20 protein-coding genes are annotated in these 22,431 nt (G+C 69.7%); 10 read left to right on the top strand and 10 right to left on the bottom strand.

The genetic code is table 11. The features are described from left to right. Window positions 1–74: 74 nt before the first annotated feature. Window positions 75–182, bottom strand: coding sequence for a helix-turn-helix domain-containing protein (locus tag AQJ54_RS44570; protein ID WP_079070279.1), 108 nt, complete (start codon window positions 180–182; stop codon window positions 75–77). A 1,668-nt stretch (window positions 183–1,850) separates the two neighbouring features. Between AQJ54_RS44570 and AQJ54_RS41095 the strand changes: the two genes are divergently transcribed. Continuing rightward, window positions 1,851–2,783, top strand: a complete 933-nt coding sequence (locus AQJ54_RS41095; RefSeq protein WP_062246550.1) for a quinone oxidoreductase family protein — start codon at window positions 1,851–1,853, stop codon at window positions 2,781–2,783. 565 nt (window positions 2,784–3,348) lie between these two features. Here AQJ54_RS41095 and AQJ54_RS41085 read toward each other — a convergent pair. The 3 genes from AQJ54_RS41085 to AQJ54_RS41075 form a co-directional block, all read right to left on the bottom strand. Then, on the bottom strand, window positions 3,349–3,978 hold the full coding sequence (locus AQJ54_RS41085) for a TetR/AcrR family transcriptional regulator (protein ID WP_211278649.1): 630 nt from the start codon (window positions 3,976–3,978) through the stop codon (window positions 3,349–3,351). Window positions 3,979–4,077: 99 nt separating this feature from the next. Beyond that, window positions 4,078–4,539, bottom strand: coding sequence for a MarR family winged helix-turn-helix transcriptional regulator (locus tag AQJ54_RS41080; protein WP_062246545.1), 462 nt, complete (start codon window positions 4,537–4,539; stop codon window positions 4,078–4,080). 9 nt (window positions 4,540–4,548) lie between these two features. Next, window positions 4,549–5,601, bottom strand: a complete 1,053-nt coding sequence (locus AQJ54_RS41075) for an ABC transporter permease (RefSeq protein ID WP_062246543.1) — start codon at window positions 5,599–5,601, stop codon at window positions 4,549–4,551. Between the two features lie 84 nt (window positions 5,602–5,685). Here AQJ54_RS41075 and AQJ54_RS41070 point away from each other — a divergent pair, with 84 nt between their 5' ends. The 6 genes from AQJ54_RS41070 to AQJ54_RS41045 all read left to right on the top strand — a co-directional run bounded on the left by AQJ54_RS41070 (window position 5,686) and on the right by AQJ54_RS41045 (window position 12,154). Further along, on the top strand, window positions 5,686–6,171 hold the full coding sequence (locus AQJ54_RS41070; protein ID WP_248845574.1) for a MarR family winged helix-turn-helix transcriptional regulator: 486 nt from the start codon (window positions 5,686–5,688) through the stop codon (window positions 6,169–6,171). A 103-nt stretch (window positions 6,172–6,274) separates the two neighbouring features. Further along, complete coding sequence (locus AQJ54_RS41065; RefSeq protein WP_159055649.1) at window positions 6,275–6,508, top strand: hypothetical protein; 234 nt, start codon at window positions 6,275–6,277, stop codon at window positions 6,506–6,508. 543 nt (window positions 6,509–7,051) lie between these two features. Further along, on the top strand, window positions 7,052–7,699 hold the full coding sequence (locus AQJ54_RS41060; RefSeq protein WP_062246538.1) for a (2Fe-2S)-binding protein: 648 nt from the start codon (window positions 7,052–7,054) through the stop codon (window positions 7,697–7,699). Window positions 7,700–7,704: 5 nt separating this feature from the next. After that, window positions 7,705–8,685, top strand: coding sequence for an FAD binding domain-containing protein (locus AQJ54_RS41055; RefSeq protein ID WP_062246536.1), 981 nt, complete (start codon window positions 7,705–7,707; stop codon window positions 8,683–8,685). Beyond that, on the top strand, window positions 8,682–10,868 hold the full coding sequence (locus AQJ54_RS41050) for a xanthine dehydrogenase family protein molybdopterin-binding subunit (RefSeq protein ID WP_062246534.1): 2,187 nt from the start codon (window positions 8,682–8,684) through the stop codon (window positions 10,866–10,868). The genes AQJ54_RS41055 and AQJ54_RS41050 overlap by 4 nt, the downstream gene beginning before the upstream one ends. A gap of 122 nt (window positions 10,869–10,990) precedes the next feature. Further along, window positions 10,991–12,154 (top strand): XdhC family protein, encoded by a 1,164-nt coding sequence (locus AQJ54_RS41045; protein WP_062246532.1) that lies wholly within the window; start codon window positions 10,991–10,993, stop codon window positions 12,152–12,154. 173 nt (window positions 12,155–12,327) lie between these two features. Here the strand turns inward: AQJ54_RS41045 and AQJ54_RS41040 are convergent, their stop codons facing one another. Together AQJ54_RS41040 and AQJ54_RS41035 are read right to left on the bottom strand one after the other, a co-directional pair. Further along, window positions 12,328–12,783 (bottom strand): MarR family winged helix-turn-helix transcriptional regulator, encoded by a 456-nt coding sequence (locus AQJ54_RS41040; RefSeq protein ID WP_062246531.1) that lies wholly within the window; start codon window positions 12,781–12,783, stop codon window positions 12,328–12,330. A 135-nt stretch (window positions 12,784–12,918) separates the two neighbouring features. Continuing rightward, on the bottom strand, window positions 12,919–13,590 hold the full coding sequence (locus AQJ54_RS41035; RefSeq protein WP_062246529.1) for a helix-turn-helix transcriptional regulator: 672 nt from the start codon (window positions 13,588–13,590) through the stop codon (window positions 12,919–12,921). Window positions 13,591–13,662: 72 nt separating this feature from the next. Here AQJ54_RS41035 and AQJ54_RS41030 point away from each other — a divergent pair, with 72 nt between their 5' ends. The 3 genes from AQJ54_RS41030 to AQJ54_RS46515 all read left to right on the top strand — a co-directional run bounded on the left by AQJ54_RS41030 (window position 13,663) and on the right by AQJ54_RS46515 (window position 18,768). Beyond that, window positions 13,663–14,514, top strand: coding sequence for an aldo/keto reductase (locus AQJ54_RS41030; RefSeq protein WP_062246527.1), 852 nt, complete (start codon window positions 13,663–13,665; stop codon window positions 14,512–14,514). A 1,174-nt stretch (window positions 14,515–15,688) separates the two neighbouring features. Continuing rightward, window positions 15,689–18,580: a S8 family serine peptidase gene (locus AQJ54_RS47540; protein ID WP_062246525.1), complete on the top strand. Its 2,892-nt coding sequence runs from the start codon at window positions 15,689–15,691 to the stop codon at window positions 18,578–18,580. Next, window positions 18,511–18,768 carry a hypothetical protein gene (locus tag AQJ54_RS46515; RefSeq protein WP_211278647.1) on the top strand — a complete coding sequence of 86 codons (258 nt, stop codon included), beginning with the start codon at window positions 18,511–18,513 and terminating at the stop codon, window positions 18,766–18,768. Before AQJ54_RS47540 ends, AQJ54_RS46515 begins: the two co-directional genes overlap by 70 nt. Window positions 18,769–19,351: 583 nt before the next feature. On the opposite strand, the gene AQJ54_RS45925 is transcribed toward AQJ54_RS46515, so the two are convergent. From AQJ54_RS45925 to AQJ54_RS41000, 4 genes are all read right to left on the bottom strand, one after another. Continuing rightward, the gene (locus AQJ54_RS45925) at window positions 19,352–19,816 is read right to left on the bottom strand and encodes a hypothetical protein (protein ID WP_159055648.1); all 465 of its coding nucleotides are present in this window, start codon (window positions 19,814–19,816) and stop codon (window positions 19,352–19,354) included. Window positions 19,817–19,904: 88 nt separating this feature from the next. Beyond that, window positions 19,905–20,597 carry a response regulator gene (locus AQJ54_RS41010; RefSeq protein ID WP_062246520.1) on the bottom strand — a complete coding sequence of 231 codons (693 nt, stop codon included), beginning with the start codon at window positions 20,595–20,597 and terminating at the stop codon, window positions 19,905–19,907. Next, complete coding sequence (locus AQJ54_RS41005; RefSeq protein WP_062246518.1) at window positions 20,594–21,781, bottom strand: sensor histidine kinase; 1,188 nt, start codon at window positions 21,779–21,781, stop codon at window positions 20,594–20,596. The genes AQJ54_RS41010 and AQJ54_RS41005 overlap by 4 nt, the downstream gene beginning before the upstream one ends. Window positions 21,782–21,903: 122 nt before the next feature. After that, window positions 21,904–22,254: a DUF4333 domain-containing protein gene (locus AQJ54_RS41000; RefSeq protein ID WP_062246516.1), complete on the bottom strand. Its 351-nt coding sequence runs from the start codon at window positions 22,252–22,254 to the stop codon at window positions 21,904–21,906. Window positions 22,255–22,431 lie beyond the last annotated feature (177 nt).

Below are 22,431 nucleotides of genomic sequence, written 5' to 3'. Positions count from 1 at the left end.
TCATGAGGCCTCCTTCAGTGCGGCTTCAGGGCTCCCGGCTCAGGGAGTCCTGAAGCACGTTCGAGCCCCGCCGACTACGACTCGCCCCATTCGTGGGCGAGTGCGGCCGCCCCGCCGCGGGGACTGACGCCCAGCTTGTCGAGGATCTTCGCCACGTGGAACTTCACCGTCGATTCGCTCATGTGCAAGTGTCCGCCGTCCGGTCAGGAGCGCCGTCAGCCGCTGTGTCTGCTGATCGCAGAGCCGCGCCACCGTCGGTGAGGTGGAGTTCCTGAACGCGGAAGTAGCGGGGAAGGGGTCGGCGCTACGCCTCGGTGTCCAGCCTTGGCGAGGGGTGCCATTGCCGGACGTGACGCTCGGGCTCAGGGCCGGAACTGCTCGTGAGCCTGGGCGGGCCACAGATGCCGATCGGCAGGGAGGCGGATCGCTGCCTCCGCTCCTAAGTCCGAGCATAAGGAACCTTCATAAATGTCAAACGCTTGACTAGGGACAATCACCTGAAGTACTTTGAGGCCATGACTCGGACCCTTCCTCCGGCATTGGCGCCGCATATGCCCGCCTCCTGGCAGGCGCCTCGGATGTCGTCCTGATGGCCCGCCGTGTCGACCGGTTGCAGGACCTGACTAATAAACTCCGTGAGGCCTGTGTCGCAATGGAAGCCCTTCCCGCGGACCTTTCACCCGCGAGGGCATCGCCACGGTGAGGGACCGTTTGAGCGCTGGGGCTGTCCGTCTCCTGATCGACCACGCCGGTGTCGGCGGCTCCGCTGCGCTCATCGACGTCGAATCGGCCGAGACTGATGGCCCGTTCACTCTCAACGCTGAGGCGCATGTACAACTCGCCGGCGCCGCACCCCCCGGCATGCTCGCCGCCACGACGGCGCCATCGCCTCGTTGCCCGCTGCCGGCGCCGGACGGACGGGCCCGCAGCACCCTGTACACCGCGGCCAGGCCGCCACTGTTGCCTTCACCGGGATACGCACCCAGGTGCTGCGCCCCGGCCCGGTGGCCACCGAGTTCCGCCAGAGCATGGGACAAGCCGTCCCTGCCATGGTGGCCGATGACGTCGCGCGAGTCGGCCTCACCGGGCTTCGCCCGGGAGAGACGATCTGCGTCTACGGCCTGGAGGGCCGGGCCGGCTCGCCTGCGGAAAACAGCGACGGCTGGTTGCCCTGCGCAACCCGGAGATGTTCAGAACGAGTTTCGGGACGCCGGATTCAACCAATCAAATGAGATCGATATGAGCAGGTTCAACGCGCAAGAAGTCGCGTACCTGGAAGGACAAGGCCAGGAGCGGCTGTACGTTCGCCATTCTCAGGGTCAACCCGCAGGCGGCGTTGGTGGTCGACGACGTGCCGGATGAACAGACGTGGCAGCCGCGCGGAATCACTATCAAGGGGACGACGGTCCTGATTCGGGCCGAACTGGATCGAGGTGGTACCCAACCTCGTCAGGTCCTGGGGCATTGACACCCCTGCCCTGTAGCCCACTGTTCCTGACAAGGGTCGAGCCTGGAACCACGAGGCCCGAGAATCTCCAGCCCAGCGAACTCCACCCCGAGCACCAGTGAATGCCTGGGCGGCGGAAAGGACGCTCGCCCGAGCCCTGCGCCGCGGCGAAGTCGCCTCCGCGATCACAGGTTCCTCCCGCCCTGAGCAGGCGTAGAGAAATACCGCCACCACCGGCGTGGAGTTGGCCGGCGACGCTCGCCCCGCCGGCCCGAACCAGTGCCGAACACCGATGACCCAACGCACACGACACACAGTGCGGCACGGACAGGAAGTGACCACCAGTGAGCAGGACGAACCCCTCCGAGACAGAGTTGGCCACATGAGCGAAGTCCGGGTAGTAGTGGCGAGCGCATACGGCGGTCCTGAGGTGCTGTCGGTGATCGACGAAGCCGTTCCCGAGCCCGGGCCGGGCCAAGTGCGCATCGCGGTCCGTGCCGCCGGCGTCAACCCCTTCGATCAGAAGGTGTACAGCGGCGCCTTCGGCACCGATCCGGGGAACTTGCCCCTACGGCTCGGTCTCGAGGCGGCAGGAGTGGTGACCGCGGCGGGCGACCATGCGACCGGACCCGCAGGTCCGGTCGAGGTCGGCGACGAGGTGATCGCCTACCGTGCGCCCGGCGCATATGCCGCAGAACTCGTTGTCCCGGCCTCCTCGGTGGTGCCGAAGCCCGCCAACCTGTCCTGGGAGCAGGCCGGCGGGCTGATGCTCGCCGGCGTTACCGCCGTGCACGCTCTCGAGGCGATCGGCCTGCGCAAGGGCGAGTCGGTGTTGATCCATGGCGCTGCTGGCGGAGTCGGTCTGATGGCCGTGCAGCTGGCGGTCGCACGCGGCGCCACCGTCCTGGGAACCGCAAGCCCGGCCAAGCACGACCTGCTGCGTGAGCTGGGGGCGGTGCCGGTCGCATACGGGCTGGGTCTGGCCGACCGGGTACGCGCGGCAGCACCGGAGGGCGTCCAGGCGGCGGCAGACCTGGTGGGCACCGACGAGGCGGTGGACGTCTCCGTGGAAGTGGTGGCGGACCGTTCCCGCATCGCCACGATCGCGGGCATCGCGCGCGGGACCCAGGCCGGCATCAAGGTTCTCGGCGGCAGTCCCGGCGCGGATCCGGGTACGGACATCCGTGCCGCCGCCCGCCTGCAGCTCACCGAGGCTGCGGAGGCCGGGCGACTGCGAGTCCTGATCGCCGGCAGCTACCCGCTCAGCGAAGCCGCTGCCGCCCATCGCGAGATCATGACAGGTCACACCAGCGGGAAAATCGTCCTGGTGCCGTAAACAAGGACCCGTACCTCCGGCCGACAATCGATCACGATGTCCCGAAGCGCCGACCTGGTGCAGAACTCGCCGCGGTCACCCGCAGCCTCGAGCGCCACCCGAGGCTGCTGGTGACCGTTCTGCATTGCGGCGCCACCCTGACGGTGGTGGCCGACCGTGTCAACAGCTTCCTGCAGCTGTTCGGGCCCGACCGCCACAGCCCTCCGGACGTCATCGCGCAACTGCGTCGGCTGTACTACGACACCGCGGGTTTCTCCCCTCTCACCCGCCAGGTCCCTGCCCTGCTCAAACCTGGTCGACCCCGAACGACTGCTGAACGGCAGCGACTACTGCTGGACCCCGGCCCCCGTTGCGGAAGCCCACACCGCCGCGTTCGGCGAGACGCGCCGACCCCTGTGGACGGCACCACCCGGCAGTCCCTGACCACAGCCAACGCCCACCGCCTGCTGCCCCGCCTGGCCGGTTGAGCACTCAGCACGACGGCGGTTCGTCGGTCAGAGCACCGCGGGTGCTGCCGAGGCCTGTGGACTCAGGGGTTCCACACCGCTCTGGCAGCCCATCCTGATCAAGCGCTCGGGGAGTTGACGGGCCGCAGGCCGTGGAGCACGGCGTCGACGATCTGCTCGGCCAGTCCGTCAGGGAGGTCGGGGTCGGGGCCGACGAACGAGCGGATGAGCAGAGGAGCGACGAACATCTCGACAGCCAGTTCCAGGTCGACGTCCGTACGAAGTTCCCCGTTCGCCCGGCCTCGACGGAGGATCGCCAGTCCGAGGTCACGCCGGGGAGTGATCACGCCGGCATGGTAGGCGGCCCATATCTTCGGGCTGCTCCTCGTCTGGGCGTGTGCGTTGCGCAGGATCGCTGACAAGCGGCCGACCAGGCTGCGTTGCCGCAGTGACTCCAGCAGAACGACGAGGTCGTCCCGCATCGAGGTGCCGGGGAGCTCGGGTTCGGCGGACTCGGCAGCGCGTATGACGTCGACGAACAGATCCTCTTTGTCGCTCCAGCGGCGGTAGATGGCCGCTTTGCCGACGCCGGCGGTGCGGGCGATCCGCTCGACGGAGAGATCACCCAGTGGAACGCCGTCCTCCAGGAGGTTCAACACTCCCTCCAGGATGGCCTGCTCCACGGCTGCGCTGCGGGGGCGACCGCCGGTGGATCCGTTCGACGTCGGACGGCGTCTGGCACGGTTCATGGCTCTCCGTCGTTCAGCCTCTCCATGTCGCTTGTCCATTGCTCACATCGACGCGGTGGAGCCGACAGCGGCATCGGGTGAACAGCCGGGGATCCAGGGCTAGTTCAAGGGGCGACTGTCGATGGCGAGGGCATCAGGGTTCAGTTCCTCGACCAAACGGTAGAGCAGACGGTGAATGCTGTCCTTGTCGTCCGGGGAGAGCGGTGAGGTCGTCTCCCGTTCGATCCGCCGGGCGATCGAAGCGGCATGAACGGCGGTCGCCTCTCCCTCGGTGGTCGCGAACAGGCGCACGCTGCGGCGGCTGGTCGGGTGCGGCTCTCGTCGTAGCAGTCCTCTGTCGACGAGCTGACTCACTGCGGCTCCCATGGACTGGGCCGTGATGCCCGAGCGGCGCGCGATCTCGGCGGCGGACACGCCCGGCGTCCAGAGGGCCTGCTGCAGAGCGTTGTGCTGCGCCAGTGTGAGGTCTTCCGCGCGCAGTGCCCGCTCCAGCCGGCCGGCGATGATCTGGGAGAACTGCCAGGCGAGGTATCCGGTGGTGGGGAACGCGGCGTCGGTCACCGCCGCAGTCTACGAGAGCGAGGTGCGCTGAGATCCGCGGGCATCGAGCCAGAAGAGCACCCCGGCGGCAACGAGGATCCATGCCACCAGGACGACGATTCCCGCGGTGAGACCGTCGTTGTTGAAGTGGGACAAGCCCTGGACGGCTCGTACGCCGACTCCCACCGGGAGGATCTCCGAGAGAGGGTGCAGCCAGTCCGGCAGGTAGGGGGTGGGCAGCGTGCCACCGCTCGTGCTGTTGCCGAAGGTGAGCAGGACCACGGCGGCCAGCGACATCCCGGCGCGGCCGAAGAGGCGCATGAACGTCATGGTCGCGCTGCCGACGGCCGCGGCCATCAGGGCGATGATCCCCGCGATGCCCAGGAAGGGCCCGGGCAGTGCCGCGAAGCCGACGCTGCCGGCCATCGCCGCCACGAGGACGCCGGCGAGGATGCCGAACGTGGCCAGGCTGGCCATTCTCCACCGGTACTCCAGTCGCGGAGCCATCTGGTAGGTCATCATGCCGAACAGGAATCCGGCCAGTACGACGCCGAACCCGGCGTAGAACACCGACAGTCCGCGGGTGTCGCCTGACGAGGCCGGCACGATGTCGCGCACGGTCATCCGGTCATGGTTCGCCTTGGCGACACCGGAGAAGGCGCCGGTAACCGTAGAGGTCACCGAAGGGCCGTTGGCTCCGGCGTACAGCAGTGTGGCGGACTTTCCGGGGCCGGTGACATAGGCGGCGTACACCTTGCGGTCCTGAAGCGCGTGGCGGGCCGCGTTCTCGTCGGCGTATCGCTTCACCTCGAAGCCGCCGGACAGCCCGAGCTCCAGCCCTCCGGTGACCTGTTCGAGCCGTTGGGTCGTCCCTACGACGGCGACCGGAAGGTCGTGAGGCCGGGGGGCGTGGAAGGCGGCCAGGAACACGCTGACGAAGATCGAGCCGATGACCAGCACGATCGCGACCGGTAGCAGGACTCCCTTCGCTCCGGTGGCACCTTGCGGTGGTGGAGCGGCATCCATCGCGTGGTGATGGGGCGCAGGGCGCGCCTCGGTGGAAGCGGTGGGTGATGTGGACATGGGAGAAGGTTCTCCATCTCTAACTGGAAGGTGCCTTATAGTTGTACCATAGAAATATCAGGTACCTTACTGCCGGAGCCGCTCGTGAGCCGTACGCATGCAGATCCGTCCACGCGCGTGGGCTACCTGGCGTGGCAGGTGGTCCATGTGATGGGAACGCGGCTCGAGAGAGCGTTGCGTTCGCTCGACCTCACGGCGGCGCAGCACAACGCGTTGCAGCACGTCGGCTGGACGCCGGGAATCTCCGCGGCGGAGATCGCGCGCCGGACCGGCTTGACTCCCCAGTCCACGGGTGCCGCCGTCAACGCACTGGTCGACCGCGGCCTGCTGGCGCGCTGCGAGCATCCTTCGAACCGGAGAACCGTGCAGCTGACCATCACCGACAGCGGCGCGAAGCTCGCCGATCGGGCGCGGGAACTGGTGGAGCGACTGGACACGGAGGCGCTCGCGGTCCTCGCCCCCGTCGAGCAGGCGGCCATTCATTCCTTGCTGCTCCGCGTGCTTGCGGAGCTCAATCCTGATGCCTTGCCGCCGCAGGATCTGCGTGGTGCGGACTCCGGAGTGGCGTGATCTGGGCGGGCTTCGCAAAGAGTCCTTCACCAGGTCGAACAGCCACGTCAGGGCCAGGCCTGCGCACAGGGGGACCTTGCTGGAGTACGGACGGCTGGGGAGCATGGCGTGTCAGGTTCCCCGCCGCAAACGCTACGTAGGTGCGGCCGGGCGGCGGGTCGGCCCGCAGACCGATGTCGGCCGCCTCGGACCGGCCCGGCGGCCGAGGCGGGCGCGTCTGTCCGGCGGGATCGTCGACGGCATGCAGATGCTCACCGTTCTCGAATGGGCCCTGGCGGCGCTCGCCGGGCTGCGCCTCGTCCTGTGCGCCCTCGTCACCGTCGATTCCGCCCGCTGAAGTCGTTCCATACGGCTACCGCACCCGTCCTGGTGTGTGCCGGAAAACCTGCGGCCCGCTTGGGCTCTGGACGGTGTCGACGTGTCCGTCCCGGCGGGTGAGTCGCCGGCGCTCGTGGGTCCGGCAAGGGTCACGAAGCGGGAGGCGCCGCCCTGTGTCCTCGCCTGAGCGACTCAAGTTCCGGGCATGCTCGTCCGTCATTCACTCCTGGAGTTATAAAGATGGTTGATACACCAACGCTTGTTTGATGTGGATCAGGAGGTTAATGCTTGGCCTGTGTCCAGAACCCTGGCCCCTGGTGACTCCTCGGTCGGCGGTGTCGCCTGCGCCGTGCCCCTGGCCGCCGACCGCGGCCTCCTCCCGGTGTTCCTGTCGACGGGGCGAACACCGCGCCGGACCCGGCGCCACTCTTCTCCCGCCGTCCCGAGCGAACGACAGCCCGCCGGAGCAACGCTCATGGCGCAACTTCGCGGACGGCCTGGCCACTTCGGCCACCAACATTCCCCCCACCCGCCACCCGCACCCCATCGAGGGAGAGTGGACATGTCCACCGAACTTCCCGCCGAAGCGGAGACTTCCTCCGTAGAGCCCCCGCCCGCGCCCACCCGGCGTACCTTCATCGCCACGACCACCGCCGCGGGAGGAGTCGCTGTGGTGGGCGGCCTGGTCGCGGGGCCGCCCGCGCTCGCCGTCGAGGAAGCCGTGGCCGACGAGGTGCCGCCCGGCAGTCGTGTCTCCCTGACCGTCAACGGCGTCCGGCACACCGTCACGATCGACAACCGCACGTCGCTGCTGGACCTCCTGCGCGAGCATCTCGACCTGACCGGCTCGAAGAAGGGCTGCAACGCCGGTGCCTGCGGCGCCTGTACGGTCCTGGTCGACGGCCGCCGGGTCAACTCCTGTCTGACGCTGGCGGTGCGCCTGGAAGGCGCCGAGGTCACCACGATCGAGGGCCTGGCGAAGGGCGGTCAACTTCACCCGCTGCAGCAGGCGTTCATCGAGCAGGACGCCTTCCAGTGCGGCTTCTGCACGTCGGGCCAGATCGTTTCGGGCGTCGGATGCATCCAGGAGGGTCACACCGGCTCCAGAGCGGAGATACGGGAGTGGATGAGCGGCAACCTCTGCCGCTGCGGCTGCTACGTGAAGATCGAGCGCGCGGTCGAGCAGGCCGCCGCCGGCCGGAAGGGCTGATCCCCATGCATCCCTTCACCTACGCCAAGGCCGCGGACATGCGGGAGGCCCTCAACGCCGGTTGGCGTGGCGGGCGATACGTCGCCGGCGGCACCACGCTCGTCGACCTGATGCGGGAGACCGTGGAACGCCCCGACGTGCTGGTCGACATCAGCTCCCTGCCGCTGCGCGAGGTCGTCGTCACCGGGCGCGGGGGCCTGCGCATCGGCGCCCTGGTCCGCATGGCCGAGGCCGCCGCCCACCCGAAGGTGCGTGTCCTGTACCCCGTCATCTCCGAGGCGCTGGAGCTGAGCGCGTCGGCCCAGCTGCGGAACATGGCGACCATCGGCGGCAACATCATGCAGCGCACCCGGTGCACGTACTTCCGGGACGTGACCGCCGCCTGCAACAAGCGCGAGCCCGGCTCCGGGTGCGCCGCGCTCCACGGCTACAACCGCAGCCACGCGATCCTCGGCACCTCCGATCACTGCGTGGCCACCCATCCCTCCGACGTCGCCGTGGCCTTCGCGGCACTGGAGGCGACGGTGCACGTGCTGGGCCCGGACGGGGAACGGCGTATCGCCTTCGCCGACTTCCTGCTGCGGCCAGGCAGCACCCCGAACCGCGAACAGGCTCTGCGCAAGGGCGAGTTGATCACCGCTGTGGAGATTCCGGCTCACGCCCGCCCACTGAAGTCCGGCTACCTGAAGGTGCGCGACCGTCAGTCCTACGAGTTCGCGCTCACGTCGGCCGCGGTCGCGCTGCACGTCAGTGGCGGCGTCATCCGCGAGGCGAAGGTCGCCGCCGGCGGCGTGGGTACCGTGCCCTGGAAACTGCCCGCCGTCGAGCGCCACCTCATCGGCGAACGCCCCTCCGACCGGCTGTGGGCGGAGGCCGCCGAGCACGCGGCCGATGGTGCCCGTCCCCTCACGCACAACGGCTTCAAGCCCGAGCTGCTCAAACGCACCGTCGAACGCCAGCTGCGCACCGTAGGAGGCACCAAGTGAGCCAGCCGCAGGCAGCCGTCGGTGCGGCCGTGCCCCGGGTCGACGCACGGCTGAGGGTGACCGGGGGAGCGAAGTACGCCGCCGACAACAGCCCCGACGGGGTCGTGCACGCGGTCATCGTGGAAAGCAGCATCGGCCGGGGCCGGATCACCGGCATCGACACCCGCGCCGCCGAAGCCCGGCCCGGCGTCCTGAAGGTGATCAGCCACCTCAACGCCCCCAAGTTGCCGCCTGTGGAAGGGCGGTTCCCGCCGGGCAAACCGCTGCGTGCCTTTCAGGACGACCGGGTCCAGTTCTTCGGACAGCCCGTCGCGGTCGCGGTGGCGACCACGCTGGAGACCGCGCAGCACGCCGCGAGCCTGGTGAAGGTCTCCTACGACGCCGAGACCTCCTCGACCGACATCAGCGACGCCGACGCCGCCGGCGGAACCCAGACCTACGCTCGCGGCGACGCCGACCGGGCCCTGGACTCCGCCCCCGTCCGGCTGGACACGACGTACCGGACGGCCCGCAACCACCACAACCCGATGGAACCGGCCGGCATCGTCGCCCAGTGGGACGGCGACCGGCTGACCGTCTGGGAGAAGACCCAGTACGTGCAGGGCACCGTCTTCACCCTGTCCGGCGAGTTCGGCATCCCGCCGGACCACATCCGCGTCATCTCGCCGTTCATCGGCGGCGCCTTCGGCAACGCGGCCCGCGCCTGGGTGCACTCCGTCATCGCGGCCATGGCCGCGCGCGAGGTGAAACGCCCCGTGAAACTCGTCCTCACCCGCAGGCAGATGTACTTCACCGTGGGATACCGGCCCGCATACGAGTACGGACTGCGCCTGGGCGCCGACCGAGGGGGCCGCCTGACCGCGTCGACGCACGACGTCCGCGCCGAGTCCTCCCGCTACGAGACGTACAGCGAAAGCGTTCTCGTCCCGGGCCGGATGCTCTACAGCACACCCAACGTCCGCCAGGCCTACGACCACGTCCCGCTGGACGTGAGCACGCCGTGGTTCATGCGCGGCCCCGGCTACGCCAGCGGCGCCTACCCCGTCGAGTCGGCCATGGACGAACTCGCCCACGAGCTGGGTGTGGACCCGATCGAGCTGCGGCTGCGCAACGAACCGTCCGACGACGAGTCCAGCAACCTGCCGTTCTCCACCCGCCGCCTGCGCGACTGCTACCGCACGGGCGCCCGTGAGTTCGGCTGGCACCGGCGCAACCCGAAGCCGCGCTCCACCCGTGACGGTGACTGGCTCATCGGGATGGGCATGGCCGCCGGTGTCTACGACACCATGCGCAGCGAGGCCCAGGCCTCGGTCCGGCTCGACGCCGACGGCACTGCCCTGGTGCAGTCCGCGACCAGTGACATGGGCCCGGGCACGGCCACGTCCATGTCCCAGGTCGCCGCCGACGCCCTCGGCCTGACCATGCGTCAGGTGACCTTCCGGCTCGGTGACTCGCTCATGCCCCCGGCGCCCGTCCACGCCGGTTCGCAGACCATGGCCAGCGTCGGATCCGCCGTCCAGGACGGCTGCGACAAGCTGCGCAAGCAGGCGATCGCGCTCGCGGTCAACGACAAGGGATCACCGCTGCACGGCGTCGACGCCGCCGACATCGTCGTACGCGGCGGTCGCTTGTACGCGAAGGGAGAGCCCACCCGCGGGGAGACGTACCAGCGGCTCCTGGCGCGCAACGACCGCACCCATCTGGAAGTGCTCGGCTCGTACGCCGGGGCGCCGGAACCGGAGAGGTTCTCTCTCTACGCCTACTCCGCGATCTTCGCCGAGGTCGCCGTCGACGCCCGCCTCGGCCTGGTACGGGTCCGGCGCATGCTCGGTGTCTACGACGCCGCCCGGATCGTCAACCCGAGACTCGCCGACAGTCAGGCCATCGGAGCCATGACCGGCGGGATCGGTCAGGCCCTCCTCGAACACACGGTCACCGACCACCGCGACGGCCGGATCGTCAACGCCAACCTCGCCGACTACCTCGTGCCGACCCACGCCGACATGCCCGACCTGAAGGCGATCTTCATCGACGGGCAGGACTACGAAGCCGACCCCATCGGCGTCAAAGGACTCGGTGAGGTCGTCATCGTCGGAGTGGCGCCCGCCATCGCCAACGCGGTGTTCAACGCCACCGGCCGCCGCATCCGCCAACTGCCCATCACCGCCGAAGCACTGCTCTGAGCCCCCGGACGGCCGGTGTACCCCACGACACGTGGCCACCCGGGCACCAGGGCCGTCGTCGCGGTTTCCTCCCCTAGGGCGCGGCGACGGCCCGTCATCCCCCACCTCACGGAAAGCCCCCCATGCTGAACATCACGGACACACTGCGCGACTGGTGCCACGAGGGTCGGCCGTTCGCCCTCGCCACCGTCGTCGACGTCAGAGGCAGCGCACCCCTGCCGGTCGGCACCGCACTGGCCGTGGACGCCGAAGGCAACGCGGTCGGTGGGGTCTCCGGCGGCTGCGTCGAAGCAGCGGTGTACGAACTGGCCCGCCAAGTGCTGGCAGACCGCGCCGCCCCCGCACGCGTCGCCTTCGGTTACTCCGACTCGGATGCCCTCGCCGCCGGCCTGACCTGCGGCGGAGAGATCGGAGTCCTGGTACAGCGCGTGGAGCCCGGCGCCCAACCCCATGTCGCCGCCGCCCTCGATGCCGTGACCGCGGGGCGTCCGTCGGCCGTCGCCCACGTCGTCGACGGTCCCGGTGAACTTGTCGGCCGTATGCTCCACATCCCCGCCGAGGGCACCCACGACGGCACACTCGGGGTCGAGAGCGAGGACCGGGCGGTCGTGGCGCATGCGCGTGCGCTCCTGCGGGCGGGCCGTACCGCCTCGATCGAGGTCGGCGGCGGTGAGGCGGAAACAGAGAACGCGGACGACGGCACCTGCCCGCGCAAGCTCACCGTCCTGGTCCACGTGCACGCGTCCCGTCCCCGCATGCTGATCTTCGGCGCCGTCGACTTCGCCGCCGCTCTCAGCAGGGCGGGCAGCTTCCTCGGCTACCGGGTGACCGTCTGCGACGCCCGCCCGGTCTTCGCCACCCCGGCCCGCTTCCCGCACGCCGACGAGGTCGTCACCGACTGGCCCCACCGCTACCTCGCGGCCACCGACACCGACACCCGCACCGCCGTCTGTGTTCTCACCCACGACGCCAAGTTCGACATCCCCCTGCTGTGTCTGGCCCTGACCCTCCCCGTCGGCTACGTCGGCGCCATGGGCTCGCGACGCACCCACGAGCATCGCGTCGAACTGCTCCGGGAAGCCGGCGTCTCCCAGGACCAACTGGCGCGCCTGCACTCACCGATCGGCCTGGACATCGGAGCCCTCACTTCTGAGGAGACAGCGATCTCCATCACGTCGGAGATCATCGCCCACACCAACCGCGGCACGGGACGGCCCCTCTCACACGGCGCCGGGCCCATCCACCTTCCCGCGGAGCCTCTGCCGGGCCTGGTGACGGCGCAGTAACCCCTGCACGGGCGCCGTCCGACAGCTGGGGCGGGCTGTCGCGCACTCCGGAGGGGGTTCCCCTCTCGACGCGCCGAGCGCCGGATCGTTCGTTCTGATCGCGGGAACGGAGGGACATCAATCGCAGGCGCCCACCCGTTGTGGTGAGGGAGAGGGGCGGTGAGCCCACCGGCTCACGCTTCCCGGACCACGTCGGCCACCTCGTCGAGCAGTGCCCTCAGCTGTGCGGCCTTCTTCGGACCGAGCTTCTCGGCGATCCGCTGTTCGATCCCCACGATCACGGCATCGGCATCGTGCAGGGAGGCGCGGCCGGCGTCGGTGAGGTGCAGTTCCTGCACGTGGCGGTGGCGCGGGTGCGGTCGGCGCTCCAGTTGTCCCCGCTCCTCCAGGCGGGCCACCTGGGAGGCCACCGCTTGCGGGGTGACATTCAGGCGGCGGGCCAGTTCCGCGCCGGTCAGGCCGGGATCGGTGTTGACGGAGATCAGCAGGGTGTACTGCGCGGCCGCCATGCCCAGCGGTCGTAGCCGCTGGTCCTTCCGGGCCTGCACAGCCCACTCCGCCCGCCGCAGGGCCCAGGTCACCCGGGTCAGGTGCTCGGCAGGGATCGACCGCTCGTCATCCTTTGTCACCCGGTGAGAATACGGCACCCGGGCGTCTACCAAGTACTTGATTACCCTCAAGTGTGTGAACCAGCGGACAGCGTGAGACTGGTGGGGTCGGGAACCTCGGCACCTGAGCCGACTTCGGCCCGGGCGTAGGTCTGCTCACCTGCGGGTCAGGCCCAACTCGCCCGCGCGCATTCCGGCCTGGAAGCGTGAGTCGGCGCCCAGGGTCACAAGGAGTTCGGCGACTCGGCGGCGGTAGGTGCGCAGCGACATGCCCAGTTCGCGTGCGGCTGCCACGTCGGTCATTCCGGAGCCCAGTGCGTACAGCACCTCGCGGGCTTGCGCGTCGATGCGGGGCCGTGCGGCGTCGGAAAGGGCCGCCAGGTCGGTGGCCGTCTCCCACGCGGCTTCGAACAGTGCGTACGCCCCGCTGACCAGGGCAGGTTCGGCACTCATCGTGTACGTACGGTGCCGGGGACCGTGAGGGGACGAGGGCGCGGTCTCGGGGCCGGTGAGGAACATGGTTCGCCGGTCGATGAAGACCGTTCCCTGAGGCAAGGGGGTGGCACTGATCCGCACCTGTATGCCCTGGGCGGCCATCTCGCGCAGCACCTGCCGGTCGCGCTCGTCGGCGAGCACGGCGGGACTGTACAGCTTGCGGGCCTGACGTGCTCCGTCACGTCGTATCCGCAGACGAGCGGAAGCGCGGGCGTTCGGCCAGGTGTCGAGGTCGCGCGCGGCGCTGACCCATTCCGCGCCGTACAACTCGACCAAGGGTTTGATCCGCGCGTGCAGTTCAAGGTCACCCTTGAGGGCCATGTGCTGTGGCATGCGTTCATTGTGCCTCTGGCAGCAAGGTGCCATAGCCTCGTCAGCGGGTTGCGGGCCATGCAGGCTGGGCCCATGAGCAATGAATTCCGCCTCGGCGGCGATCTGGCCGTCAACCGGCTCGGCTTCGGCACCATGCGCCTGCCGTCCAAGGACGGCATGGGTGGGCCGGCCCGCGACCCCGAGGCCGGCCGCGCCGTGTTGCGCCGCGGCGTCGAGCTGGGTGTCAACCACTTGGACACCGCCGACTTCTACGTCAGCGCCGGTGACGCGGTTCGCGCGAACACCCTGATCCGCGAAGCCCTCCACCCTTACGCGTCCGACCTGGTCATCGCCACCAAGGTGGGCCCCGTCCGCACCCCCGACGGCCTCCGCAGGGCCGCCACCCCGGCCGACATGCGCGGCTTGGTGGAGTCCAACCTCGATGGCCTGGGCGTGGACCGCCTCGACCTGGTCTACCTGCGTATCGGTCGGATGGGACCCCCGCACGGCGAGTCGCTCGCCGAGCGCTTCGAGGCGCTCGCGGCACTGAGGGAGGAGGGCCTGATCCGTCACCTCGGCATCAGCAACGTCGACACCGCTCATCTCGCGGAGGCACGCGCGATCGCCCCGGTCGTCGCGGTGCAGAACCAGTTCCACGTCGCCAAACGCGACGACGTCGAGCTGCTGGCCGCCTGCGAGGAGGCCGACATCGCATTCGTGCCCTTCTTCCCCCTGGGGGGCGGCCGGGAACTCGACGACGAACGGCTCGCCAAGGTCGCGGCCCGGCACGGCGCCACCGTGTCGCAGATCGGCCTGGCCTGGCTGCTGGCCGCCTCACCGGTGACCCTGGCCATCCCCGGTACGGGCTCTCTCTCGCACCTGGAGGACAACATGGCCGCCGCAGGGATCACTCTCAGCGAAGAAGACCTGGCCGACCTCTCCTGACAACCGACCCCGCGTTCGGGAGGCGGTGCATCGATCTCGGGAGTGTATTCACCGCCGTCGGGATCGATGCAGGCCTGCCGGCACGAGATGCCGAGCCCTCGCCCAGCCTTTCAAGCAACAGGCCGCTGCGTCCCGTGCGGACCTTGCCGAGCGTCCGACACCGAGCGCGGTGATCAGGTGGTCGAGTTTGGTCTTCGGCGCGGCTTCGCGGGTGTCGCCGTACGTCTGCGCCGCGAAGGGGAGGAGGTGACCGCCGGAGGGCCACCACCCGTTTGTCGATCTTGCCGCAGTCCGTCTCCGGGAGGGACACGAGCGGCAGGATCTCCGACAGAACACAGTGGTGCGGCAGTGCGTCCGCCACCGCGCGGCGGGCCCTGTCCGGGGCGACGTCGGCCGGGCAGACGAACGAGACGACATTGTTGGCGTCCCGTTTCAGGGTCACCGCGCATGCACCCCGCGACCGACTCCCATCACTGAGGAGACGGAGTCGAGTCCGATGCGGAAGCCGCGTTGACCTGGTCGTGGGTGCGGTCGGCGGGCGCGTTGTGCAGGATCGCCGACGAGCGGCCGGTCAGACTGCGTTGGAAGTCATACGTTCCCTGCTGCGTATGACCTGTGCGCACCTTCAGTGCAGCACCTCTGGGTCTTTTCCGTGCTCTGGCGAAGCAGGTCGCCCATGCGGCTGCCCGGCACCGAAACGTTGAAGGTGATGTGTGTGTGACCGTGGCTGCGAGCTTGCGGCTCGGCAGGTCCGTGTATCTGCCGCTGGACGGCGGTCCGTTGTGCAGGTCGATGAGGTTCGGCCCGCTGACCGTCCGGCCTGCCGGTCCCGTCCCTGATGCCGCAAGGCCAAGTCCGACGCCGTCCAGATCGGGCTTGGCGCGCTTGCCGGTGGCTGCGGAACAGCCGGCCGTCGTCACGCATGCTCCCGCGTCACCAACGGCATCCGCCCGGGGCTGGACCCGGCGCCCTGCCCAACTCGTACATGTTGCTCGGCAGTTCTCCGAACGGATGGAGAACTCCGTGAAGGAGTTGTGCAGTTCTCCGACTATCAAGCGTTTGACTCTTCTCAAGTGGCTTGGTTGAGATCAATATGTTTGTCATCTCGGGGGGAATTGACCACTCCACATCGTGCGCATGCCTGTCTCAGGCGTGCGCAGGGGGAAGGCACGCTGTGTCTCAGCAACACCCCGGCCGACATGGCCGCCTCGGCGGCAGAGCCGCGTCGCTCCTGGCCCCGGCGGTCGGCGTCGGCCTTCTGTTTCTCGCCTTCAGCCCGCCCACGCAGGCCGCGCCCACCGGCCCGGCGGCGCGGCAACCGGCCGACTACGCCGGGCAGAAGTACTCCGCCGGTACCTACCTCGTCCAACTCGCCGACAAGCCCGTTGCCACGTACGGCAGGACCGCGCCGGCCCCTGGCGAGAAGGTGAACCCGCGCTCCCAGGCCGTACGCGACTACCTCGGCCGGCTCAAGCAGGCACGCGACCAGGTCCTGGACGAGGTGCGGGGCGTCACCCCGCTGTACAGCTACCAGTACGTACTGAACGGGTTCTCCGCCAAAATGACGGCCGGTCAGGCCGCGGAACTGGCTCGCAACCCGGGCGTCGTCTCGCTGGCGCGCAGTAAGGCGAACCACCTGGCCGCCACGACCGCCACGGCCGGTACCGCGACCGCGACCACGACCGGTACCGCGACCACCGCTGGTTCTCTCCCGCCCGCCGACACCGTCGGGTTCCTCGGTCTGAAGAAGCCCGGCGGCCTGTACTCCAAGATCCCCGGCGGTCAGCGGAACGCGGGGGAGGGGATGATCATCGGTCTGCTGGACTCCGGTATCGACACCGGCAATCCGTCGTTTCGGGCCCTTCCGGAGCCTCGGCCCGACGCCGAGGTCATCGCCAAGAAGTGGAAGGGCGGCTGTGACCCCGGCGACGACCCCGCGCACCGGGTCACCTGCAACAACAAGGTGATCGGCGCCCAGTATTACAACAAGGACGTCTTCGACCCGGGGCAGAACGACTGGCCGTCCCCGATGGACGCCGAGGCCCACGGCACGCACACCGCGACCACGGCGGCAGGCGACGCCGACGTGCCCGCCTCGGTGCCCGACACCGCCATATCCGGCCGGATATCCGGGATAGCCCCGGCCGCGCGCGTCGCCGCCTACAAGGTGTGCTGGAACAGCGTCTGCGGGACGGCCGACATCGTCGCCGCCATGGACAGGGCCGTGGCCGACGGCGTGGACGTCATCAACTACTCCATCGCCGGCGCGTTCGACGAGCCCGACAACCGCCCCGAGTACATGGCGTTGTTCAACGCCGCCAAGGCCGGCGTCTTCATCTCGGCATCCTCGGGCAACTCGGGGCCCGGCACGGCCGCCAACGGGATCCCATGGGTGACGACCGTGGCCGCCTCCACCCATGACGTCGGCTACCGCTCGACCGTCATCCTCGGCAACGGCGCCTCCTACTCCGGCGTCGGCACCAGCGCCTTCGCCGTCCCTTCCGCGCCGCTCGTCGACGCGGCCAAGGCGGGCAGGAGCGGCGTCGACGCCACCGCGGCCGGGCAGTGCCGGGCCGGCACCCTCGACCCGGACCGGGTGAAGGGCGCCCTCGTGCTCTGCGCGTACGGCGGTGTCGCCCTGACCGACAAGAGCGACGAGGTCAAGGCGGCGGGCGGCGCCGGCATGGTGCTGTACAACGTCACCCCGATCGACGCGCAGATCGCCGGTGCCTACACCGTCCCGACCGTCCACGTCGACCGGGCCACCGGCCTGGCGATCAGGGCGTACGCCGACGGCACCGGCGCCACCGCCGGGCTCGGCGCGGCGCGGGCCGTGCACCAAGAGGCGCCGGAGGTGGCCGACTTCTCCTCCAGCGGCCCTGATGTCAACAGCGGTGGCGACCTGCTCCAGCCCGACGTCACCGCCCCCGGCGTGGACATCACCGCCGGCACCACCCCGGGCGGATCCGACGGCGCCTTCAAGGGCGAGCAGGGCATCATGTCCGGTACGTCCATGGCCACGCCGCACGTGGCCGGGCTGGCCCTGCTGCTGCGCCAGCTGCACCCCGACTGGTCTCCCATGGAGGTCAAGTCGGCCCTGATGACCACCGCGACCACCAAGGACAACGCGGGCAAGCCGATCCAGCGCTCAGGCGCCGCGGCCACCCCGCTCGACTACGGCGCCGGGCACGTCGCCCCGAACCCGGCCGACGACCCTGGCCTGGTCTACGACTCCACCTCCGCCGACTGGACGGCGTACCTGTGCGCCATCGGCCGGCCCCCGGTGACCGGTGACGGCGGCGATGCCTGCGACACCGCACGGAAGACCGACCCGAGCGACCTCAACTCCCCGACGATCTCGGTGGGTGACCTCGCGGGGAAGCAGACCGTGACCCGCACCGTCACCAACGTCTCCGCCACCACCGGCGTCTACACCGCCTCGCTGCGGTCGCCGCCCGGTTACGAGGCCAAGGTCTCACCGAACAGGCTGGTCGTCCCGCCCAGCGGCTCGGCCACCTACCAGGTCGCCTTCACCCGCACCGACGCGGATTTCGGCAAGTGGTCGTACGGCTCGGTGAGTTGGAGCGACCAGGCCCACCGGGTGCGCAGCGCCGTCGCTCTGCGGGCCTCGGCGGTCAACATTCCGGCCGAGGCAACCGGCAAGGGCGCCACCGGCTCGGTCACCTTCACGCCGAAGGTGGGCTTCGACGGCACCCTCACCACCACCGTGCGGGGCCTGTACGCGGGCACGGTCAAGAGCGGCACCCTGACCGGCGTGAACACCGACTTCGACCCGTCGCGCCCGTCGCCCTCCGTGGCCAAGGCCGAGTTCACCGTTCCCGAGGGCGCAGGTCTGGCCCGCGTCGCGTCCTGTCCGCCGAACATCTCGTGGGCAGTGACCTGGACCTGTTGGTGCTGGACAAGGACGGCAGACCGCTCACCAGGCCGGGCAGCAGCAACGACGAGCATGCCGACCTCCAGCCGGGCACGTACACGGTGTACGTCGTCCAGTACGCCCTGCCACCGGGCGTCACCAGCCAGACGTACACCCTCCACACCTGGCTGATCGGCCCGGACTCCGCGGACCATCGCGCCACGGTCACTCCGGCCACGCACCCGGTCTCCCGGGGCGACACCGTCCCGGCCACCGTCTCCTGGCAAAACCTCCCGGCCGGCGGCGTCTACCTGGGCCTGGTCGGCTATGGCGACGGCCCGGACACCGTCGGCACAACTGTCCTGACCGTCACCCCGTAGCCGAGGGGGCCTGACGCGAAGGTCGCACCAACCGGAGCTCAGCAAAGGAATGAACGGAGGCCGCATACGAACGCGATTGAAGCTGTCACGCCACACATCGAGCACGCAAGGAGATGCATATGAGTACCGTCATTGGCCGGTTCCGGAGGACGGCGGTGATGGCCGCCGTCATGGCTGCCGCACTGGGAGCAGTTCTCGTGCCGCAGACGCAGGCCCACGCGGCAGGGGTGCCCGTGCCTGGTTCTCCCACCTACTGCCAGAACCATCCGTGGGAGGTCCAATGCGGCGGGTGATCCGTACCCCTGACGCCCCTCGTTCTGAAGCTGTCACGCCACACATCGAGCACGCAAGGAGATGCATATGAGTACCGTCATCGGCGGGTTCCGGAGGACGGCGGTGATGGCCGCCGTCATGGCTGCCGCACTGGGAGCAGTTCTCGTGCCGCAGGCGCAGGCCCACGCGGCAGGGGGGCCCGTGCTTGAAGACCCTCCCTCCTTCTGCGACAACCCCCCTCCGTGGGTGACCGATTGCTGAGAGTGGTCTCCGACGCCTTGGCATAGGCATTTCGTGACGGCTCGTCGGTTCATCCGGCGGGCCGTTGCGGTGTGTCCATCGAGGGCCTCGTGGCCGCTTCCCGCTGATCCGGAGCGGTTCGCCCTGGCGGGCGTACGAGCTCGCCGGCCAGGACGGCCGGGCGCGGGTCGGCCTCGGCCAGGGTGACATCCAGGCAGCCGTCCTCCGCCAGGCCCGCGGCCGAGTCGAAGTCGTCGAGCGCACGCCGTGGCGGGCGGTGGAGGTCGTCGACCGTCTTGCCGGCCCGGAGGACCGCGAGGACATCGAGAGCGCGGAGTGCTTTGACGGCGTTCTGGAGCCGGGGCCAGGCGTAAAGGGGGCGGAGGCGCGCGACGTGGTCGATGCGCTGGGCCGCCTCATTCCGCTCAGGGCCGAGGGCGGTGAGCGGGATGAGGTGGTCGGCGAGGATTTCCGGTGACGTCTTCCCAGCAGAAAGTCGGCGGACGTGAGGTGCTTGCTGCGGTGAGGCTGTCACCGGGAGAGTGGCCCGCCGGACGGCGGCTGCGCCTCGGCCCCCAGACCGACAGAGGGCGGGTGGGGCCACCTGGACGCCGGCCCACGGTTCAGGCGGGCGGCGTCTGACGGTCGCGTACGAGACCGGAGTCCCAGGCCCAGGCGGCGATCTCGACGCGGTTGCGCACGCCGAGCTTGTCCTTGATGTTGGCCAGGTGGGACTTGACGGTGCCCAGGGACACGTACAGCTCGCCGCAGACCTCCTGGTTCGTGCGGCCCACCGCCACCAGGCGTGCGACCTCGAGTTCCCGCTCGGAGAGCGGATGCGGGAGCGCTGTCGGCGGCTGCTGTCCTGCGAGGTGCTTGAGGAGCCGGACGGTGACGGCGGGGGAGACCAGGGCGTCCCCGCGGGCGGCGCAGCGCACGGCCTCGATCAGCAGGGTGGAGCCGGCGTCCTTGAGGAGGAAGCCGCAGGCGCCGTTGCGCAGGGCGGTGTAGGCGTAGTCGTCCTGGTCGAAGGTGGTCACCACGACCACGCGCATCGGGTCGGTGACGCCCGGTCCGGCCAGGGCCCGGGTGACCTCCAGACCGTCCAGCTTGGGCATGCGGATGTCGACGAGACACACGTCGGGACGCATCCTGCGGGCTAGTTCGACGCACTCGGCGCCGTCGGCGGCCTCGCCGATCACTTCGAGGTCGGGCTGTGTGCCGAGGATCAGCCGGAAGCCGGTGCGGACCATCTCCTGGTCGTCGGCGATCAGTACCCGCGTCCGAGCATCGCTCCCATCGTTGTCACCGCTCATGCCGATGATCCTTCCACAGCTGCGAGGACGGGGAAGGCGGCACTCACGCACCAGCCGCCGTCCGCTGTCCGGCCGCTGGTCAGCGACCCCTCCACGGCCTCCACGCGTTCCCGCAGGCCCACCAGGCCGAAACCGCCCCGCCCGCCGACCGGCCCGGTGGCACGCGTCTGCGGCGCCGAGTTGCGCGCCTCCACCCGGAGGCGACCCTGAGAGTCCAGTTCGAGGCGGACGACGACGTCCGCACCATGGGCGTGGCGGCGCACGTTCGTCAGTGCCTCCTGCACCACGCGGTGGACGGACGTCTCCACCTCGGGAGCCAGCCGGATTCCGCGCACCTCGGATGCGACGTCCAGCCCGGCCGCGGTGCCGTTCCCGGCGAACGCGGAGACCAGGCGGCCCAGTTCGGTCAGCAGTTCACCCGGGCGGGCGGCCTGATGGTCGTCCTCGCGCAGCACCCGCACCAGGCGGCGCATGGAGTCCAGCGTCTCCCCGCCGGCCCGCGAGATTCCCTCCAGCAGGGGCTTGATCTGCTCCGGCGAGCTCTCCTGGATCACCAGCGCCGCATTGGCCTGCACGATCATGCCGGTGACGTGGTGGGCGACGAAGTCGTGCAGGTCCCGGGCGAGTTGCAGGCGCTCGTTGTGGCGTACGGAGATCACGGCCCGGGCCCGGCGGGAGTCCAGGAGTCGCAGGTAGCAACCGAAGCCTGCGGCGCCGCCGACGGTGAACGTCACCACGAAGGAGTACTGGAGGTAGCCGTGCTCCGTGCCCCCTCGCAAGGGCATGGCGATCACTGCGGCGGCCAGCGCCGCCGACAGCGTCACGGCGGTGGCCGGGCGTTCCACCCTTCGCGCGGTCCGGGCGAACAGCACGAGCAGGGCGACCGTTTCCAGAATGCCCCACGTACCACTGGTGAGCGGCGCGTACACGCACAGGCCCACGGTCAGGGCCAAGGAGATCAGCGCGGCGATGCCGGCTCGCCATTCGGGGCCCGGCCGGCGGGCGGGAAAGAGCAGCGTGGCGGCGGCGAGGGGGCCGCAGACCAGGGGCAGCCAGCTCGACCAGCGGCCCTGCGGGTCGTAGTAGGCCGCCAGGTCGTACAGCCACACCAGGGCCAGGCCTCCGCAGAGAGAGACCGTGATGGCGCGTCGGACGGCCGGGGAGAGCGGAGTATCGGGTTCCACGTCACAAAGAGTACGGATGTGCGGCCGGGCAGCGGGTCGGCCCGCAGGCCGATGCCGGCCGCCCGTCCTGGCGGGCGTCCGAAGAAGTCCTACGGACACGGGTCGGGCCACAGCGGACGGTCCTAGTTCGCCAGCACCGCGTAGTCGTACGAGACGCTGTTCCCGTTGGCCTTGGTCACGGACACCATGATCTGCTGCCGCTTCCCGTTCTCGGACGTCACAGTGCACTCGACCGAGTCGCGCTGCCGCGCCTTGAGACCCCCGGCACAGCTCACGGATTTCGGCTTCTCCTGGACGAGGGGCAGGAAGTAGTTCTCGCGGACCTGCTTCTCGACCTCCGCACGGCTCACGGCCCCGGTGGAACCGACGGTGCTGGTCGACTCCGTGCTCAGCAGCCGCGGTACGGCCACGAAAGCGAACCCTCCCACGGCCATGACGGTGGCGGTCACCAGGGACACAGCGACGTATTTCATGTTTCTCTCCTGCGATGAGCTTGCTGCGGTGTGGCTGTCACCGGAAGAGTGGCCCGCCGGACGGTGGCTGCGCTTCGGCCGGTCGGCCGACAGTGCACCGCCGGGGTCGGCCCGCAGGCCGATTCACGGATCAGGCGGGCGGCAGCCGGCGGTCGCGTACCGGAGTACCGGTCCGGC

The organism is Streptomyces griseorubiginosus, from assembly GCF_001514195.1.
Taxonomy (GTDB): domain Bacteria; phylum Actinomycetota; class Actinomycetes; order Streptomycetales; family Streptomycetaceae; genus Streptomyces; species Streptomyces griseorubiginosus.
The sequence above is the reverse complement of the archived record's forward strand: the minus strand, read 5'-3'. Positions and strand labels throughout refer to the sequence as shown.

Coding starts and splice junctions, on each gene's coding strand:
- AQJ54_RS44570 (WP_079070279.1), bottom strand. CDS start 182: ATGAGCGAATCGACGGTGAAGTTCCACGTGGCGAAGATCCTCGACAAG.
- AQJ54_RS41085 (WP_211278649.1), bottom strand. CDS start 3,978: ATGAACCGTGCCAGACGCCGTCCGACGTCGAACGGATCCACCGGCGGT.
- AQJ54_RS41075 (WP_062246543.1), bottom strand. CDS start 5,601: ATGTCCACATCACCCACCGCTTCCACCGAGGCGCGCCCTGCGCCCCAT.
- AQJ54_RS41065 (WP_159055649.1), top strand. CDS start 6,275: ATGGCGTGTCAGGTTCCCCGCCGCAAACGCTACGTAGGTGCGGCCGGG.
- AQJ54_RS41060 (WP_062246538.1), top strand. CDS start 7,052: ATGTCCACCGAACTTCCCGCCGAAGCGGAGACTTCCTCCGTAGAGCCC.
- AQJ54_RS41055 (WP_062246536.1), top strand. CDS start 7,705: ATGCATCCCTTCACCTACGCCAAGGCCGCGGACATGCGGGAGGCCCTC.
- AQJ54_RS41045 (WP_062246532.1), top strand. CDS start 10,991: ATGCTGAACATCACGGACACACTGCGCGACTGGTGCCACGAGGGTCGG.
- AQJ54_RS41035 (WP_062246529.1), bottom strand. CDS start 13,590: ATGCCACAGCACATGGCCCTCAAGGGTGACCTTGAACTGCACGCGCGG.
- AQJ54_RS41030 (WP_062246527.1), top strand. CDS start 13,663: ATGAGCAATGAATTCCGCCTCGGCGGCGATCTGGCCGTCAACCGGCTC.
- AQJ54_RS41010 (WP_062246520.1), bottom strand. CDS start 20,597: ATGAGCGGTGACAACGATGGGAGCGATGCTCGGACGCGGGTACTGATC.
- AQJ54_RS41000 (WP_062246516.1), bottom strand. CDS start 22,254: ATGAAATACGTCGCTGTGTCCCTGGTGACCGCCACCGTCATGGCCGTG.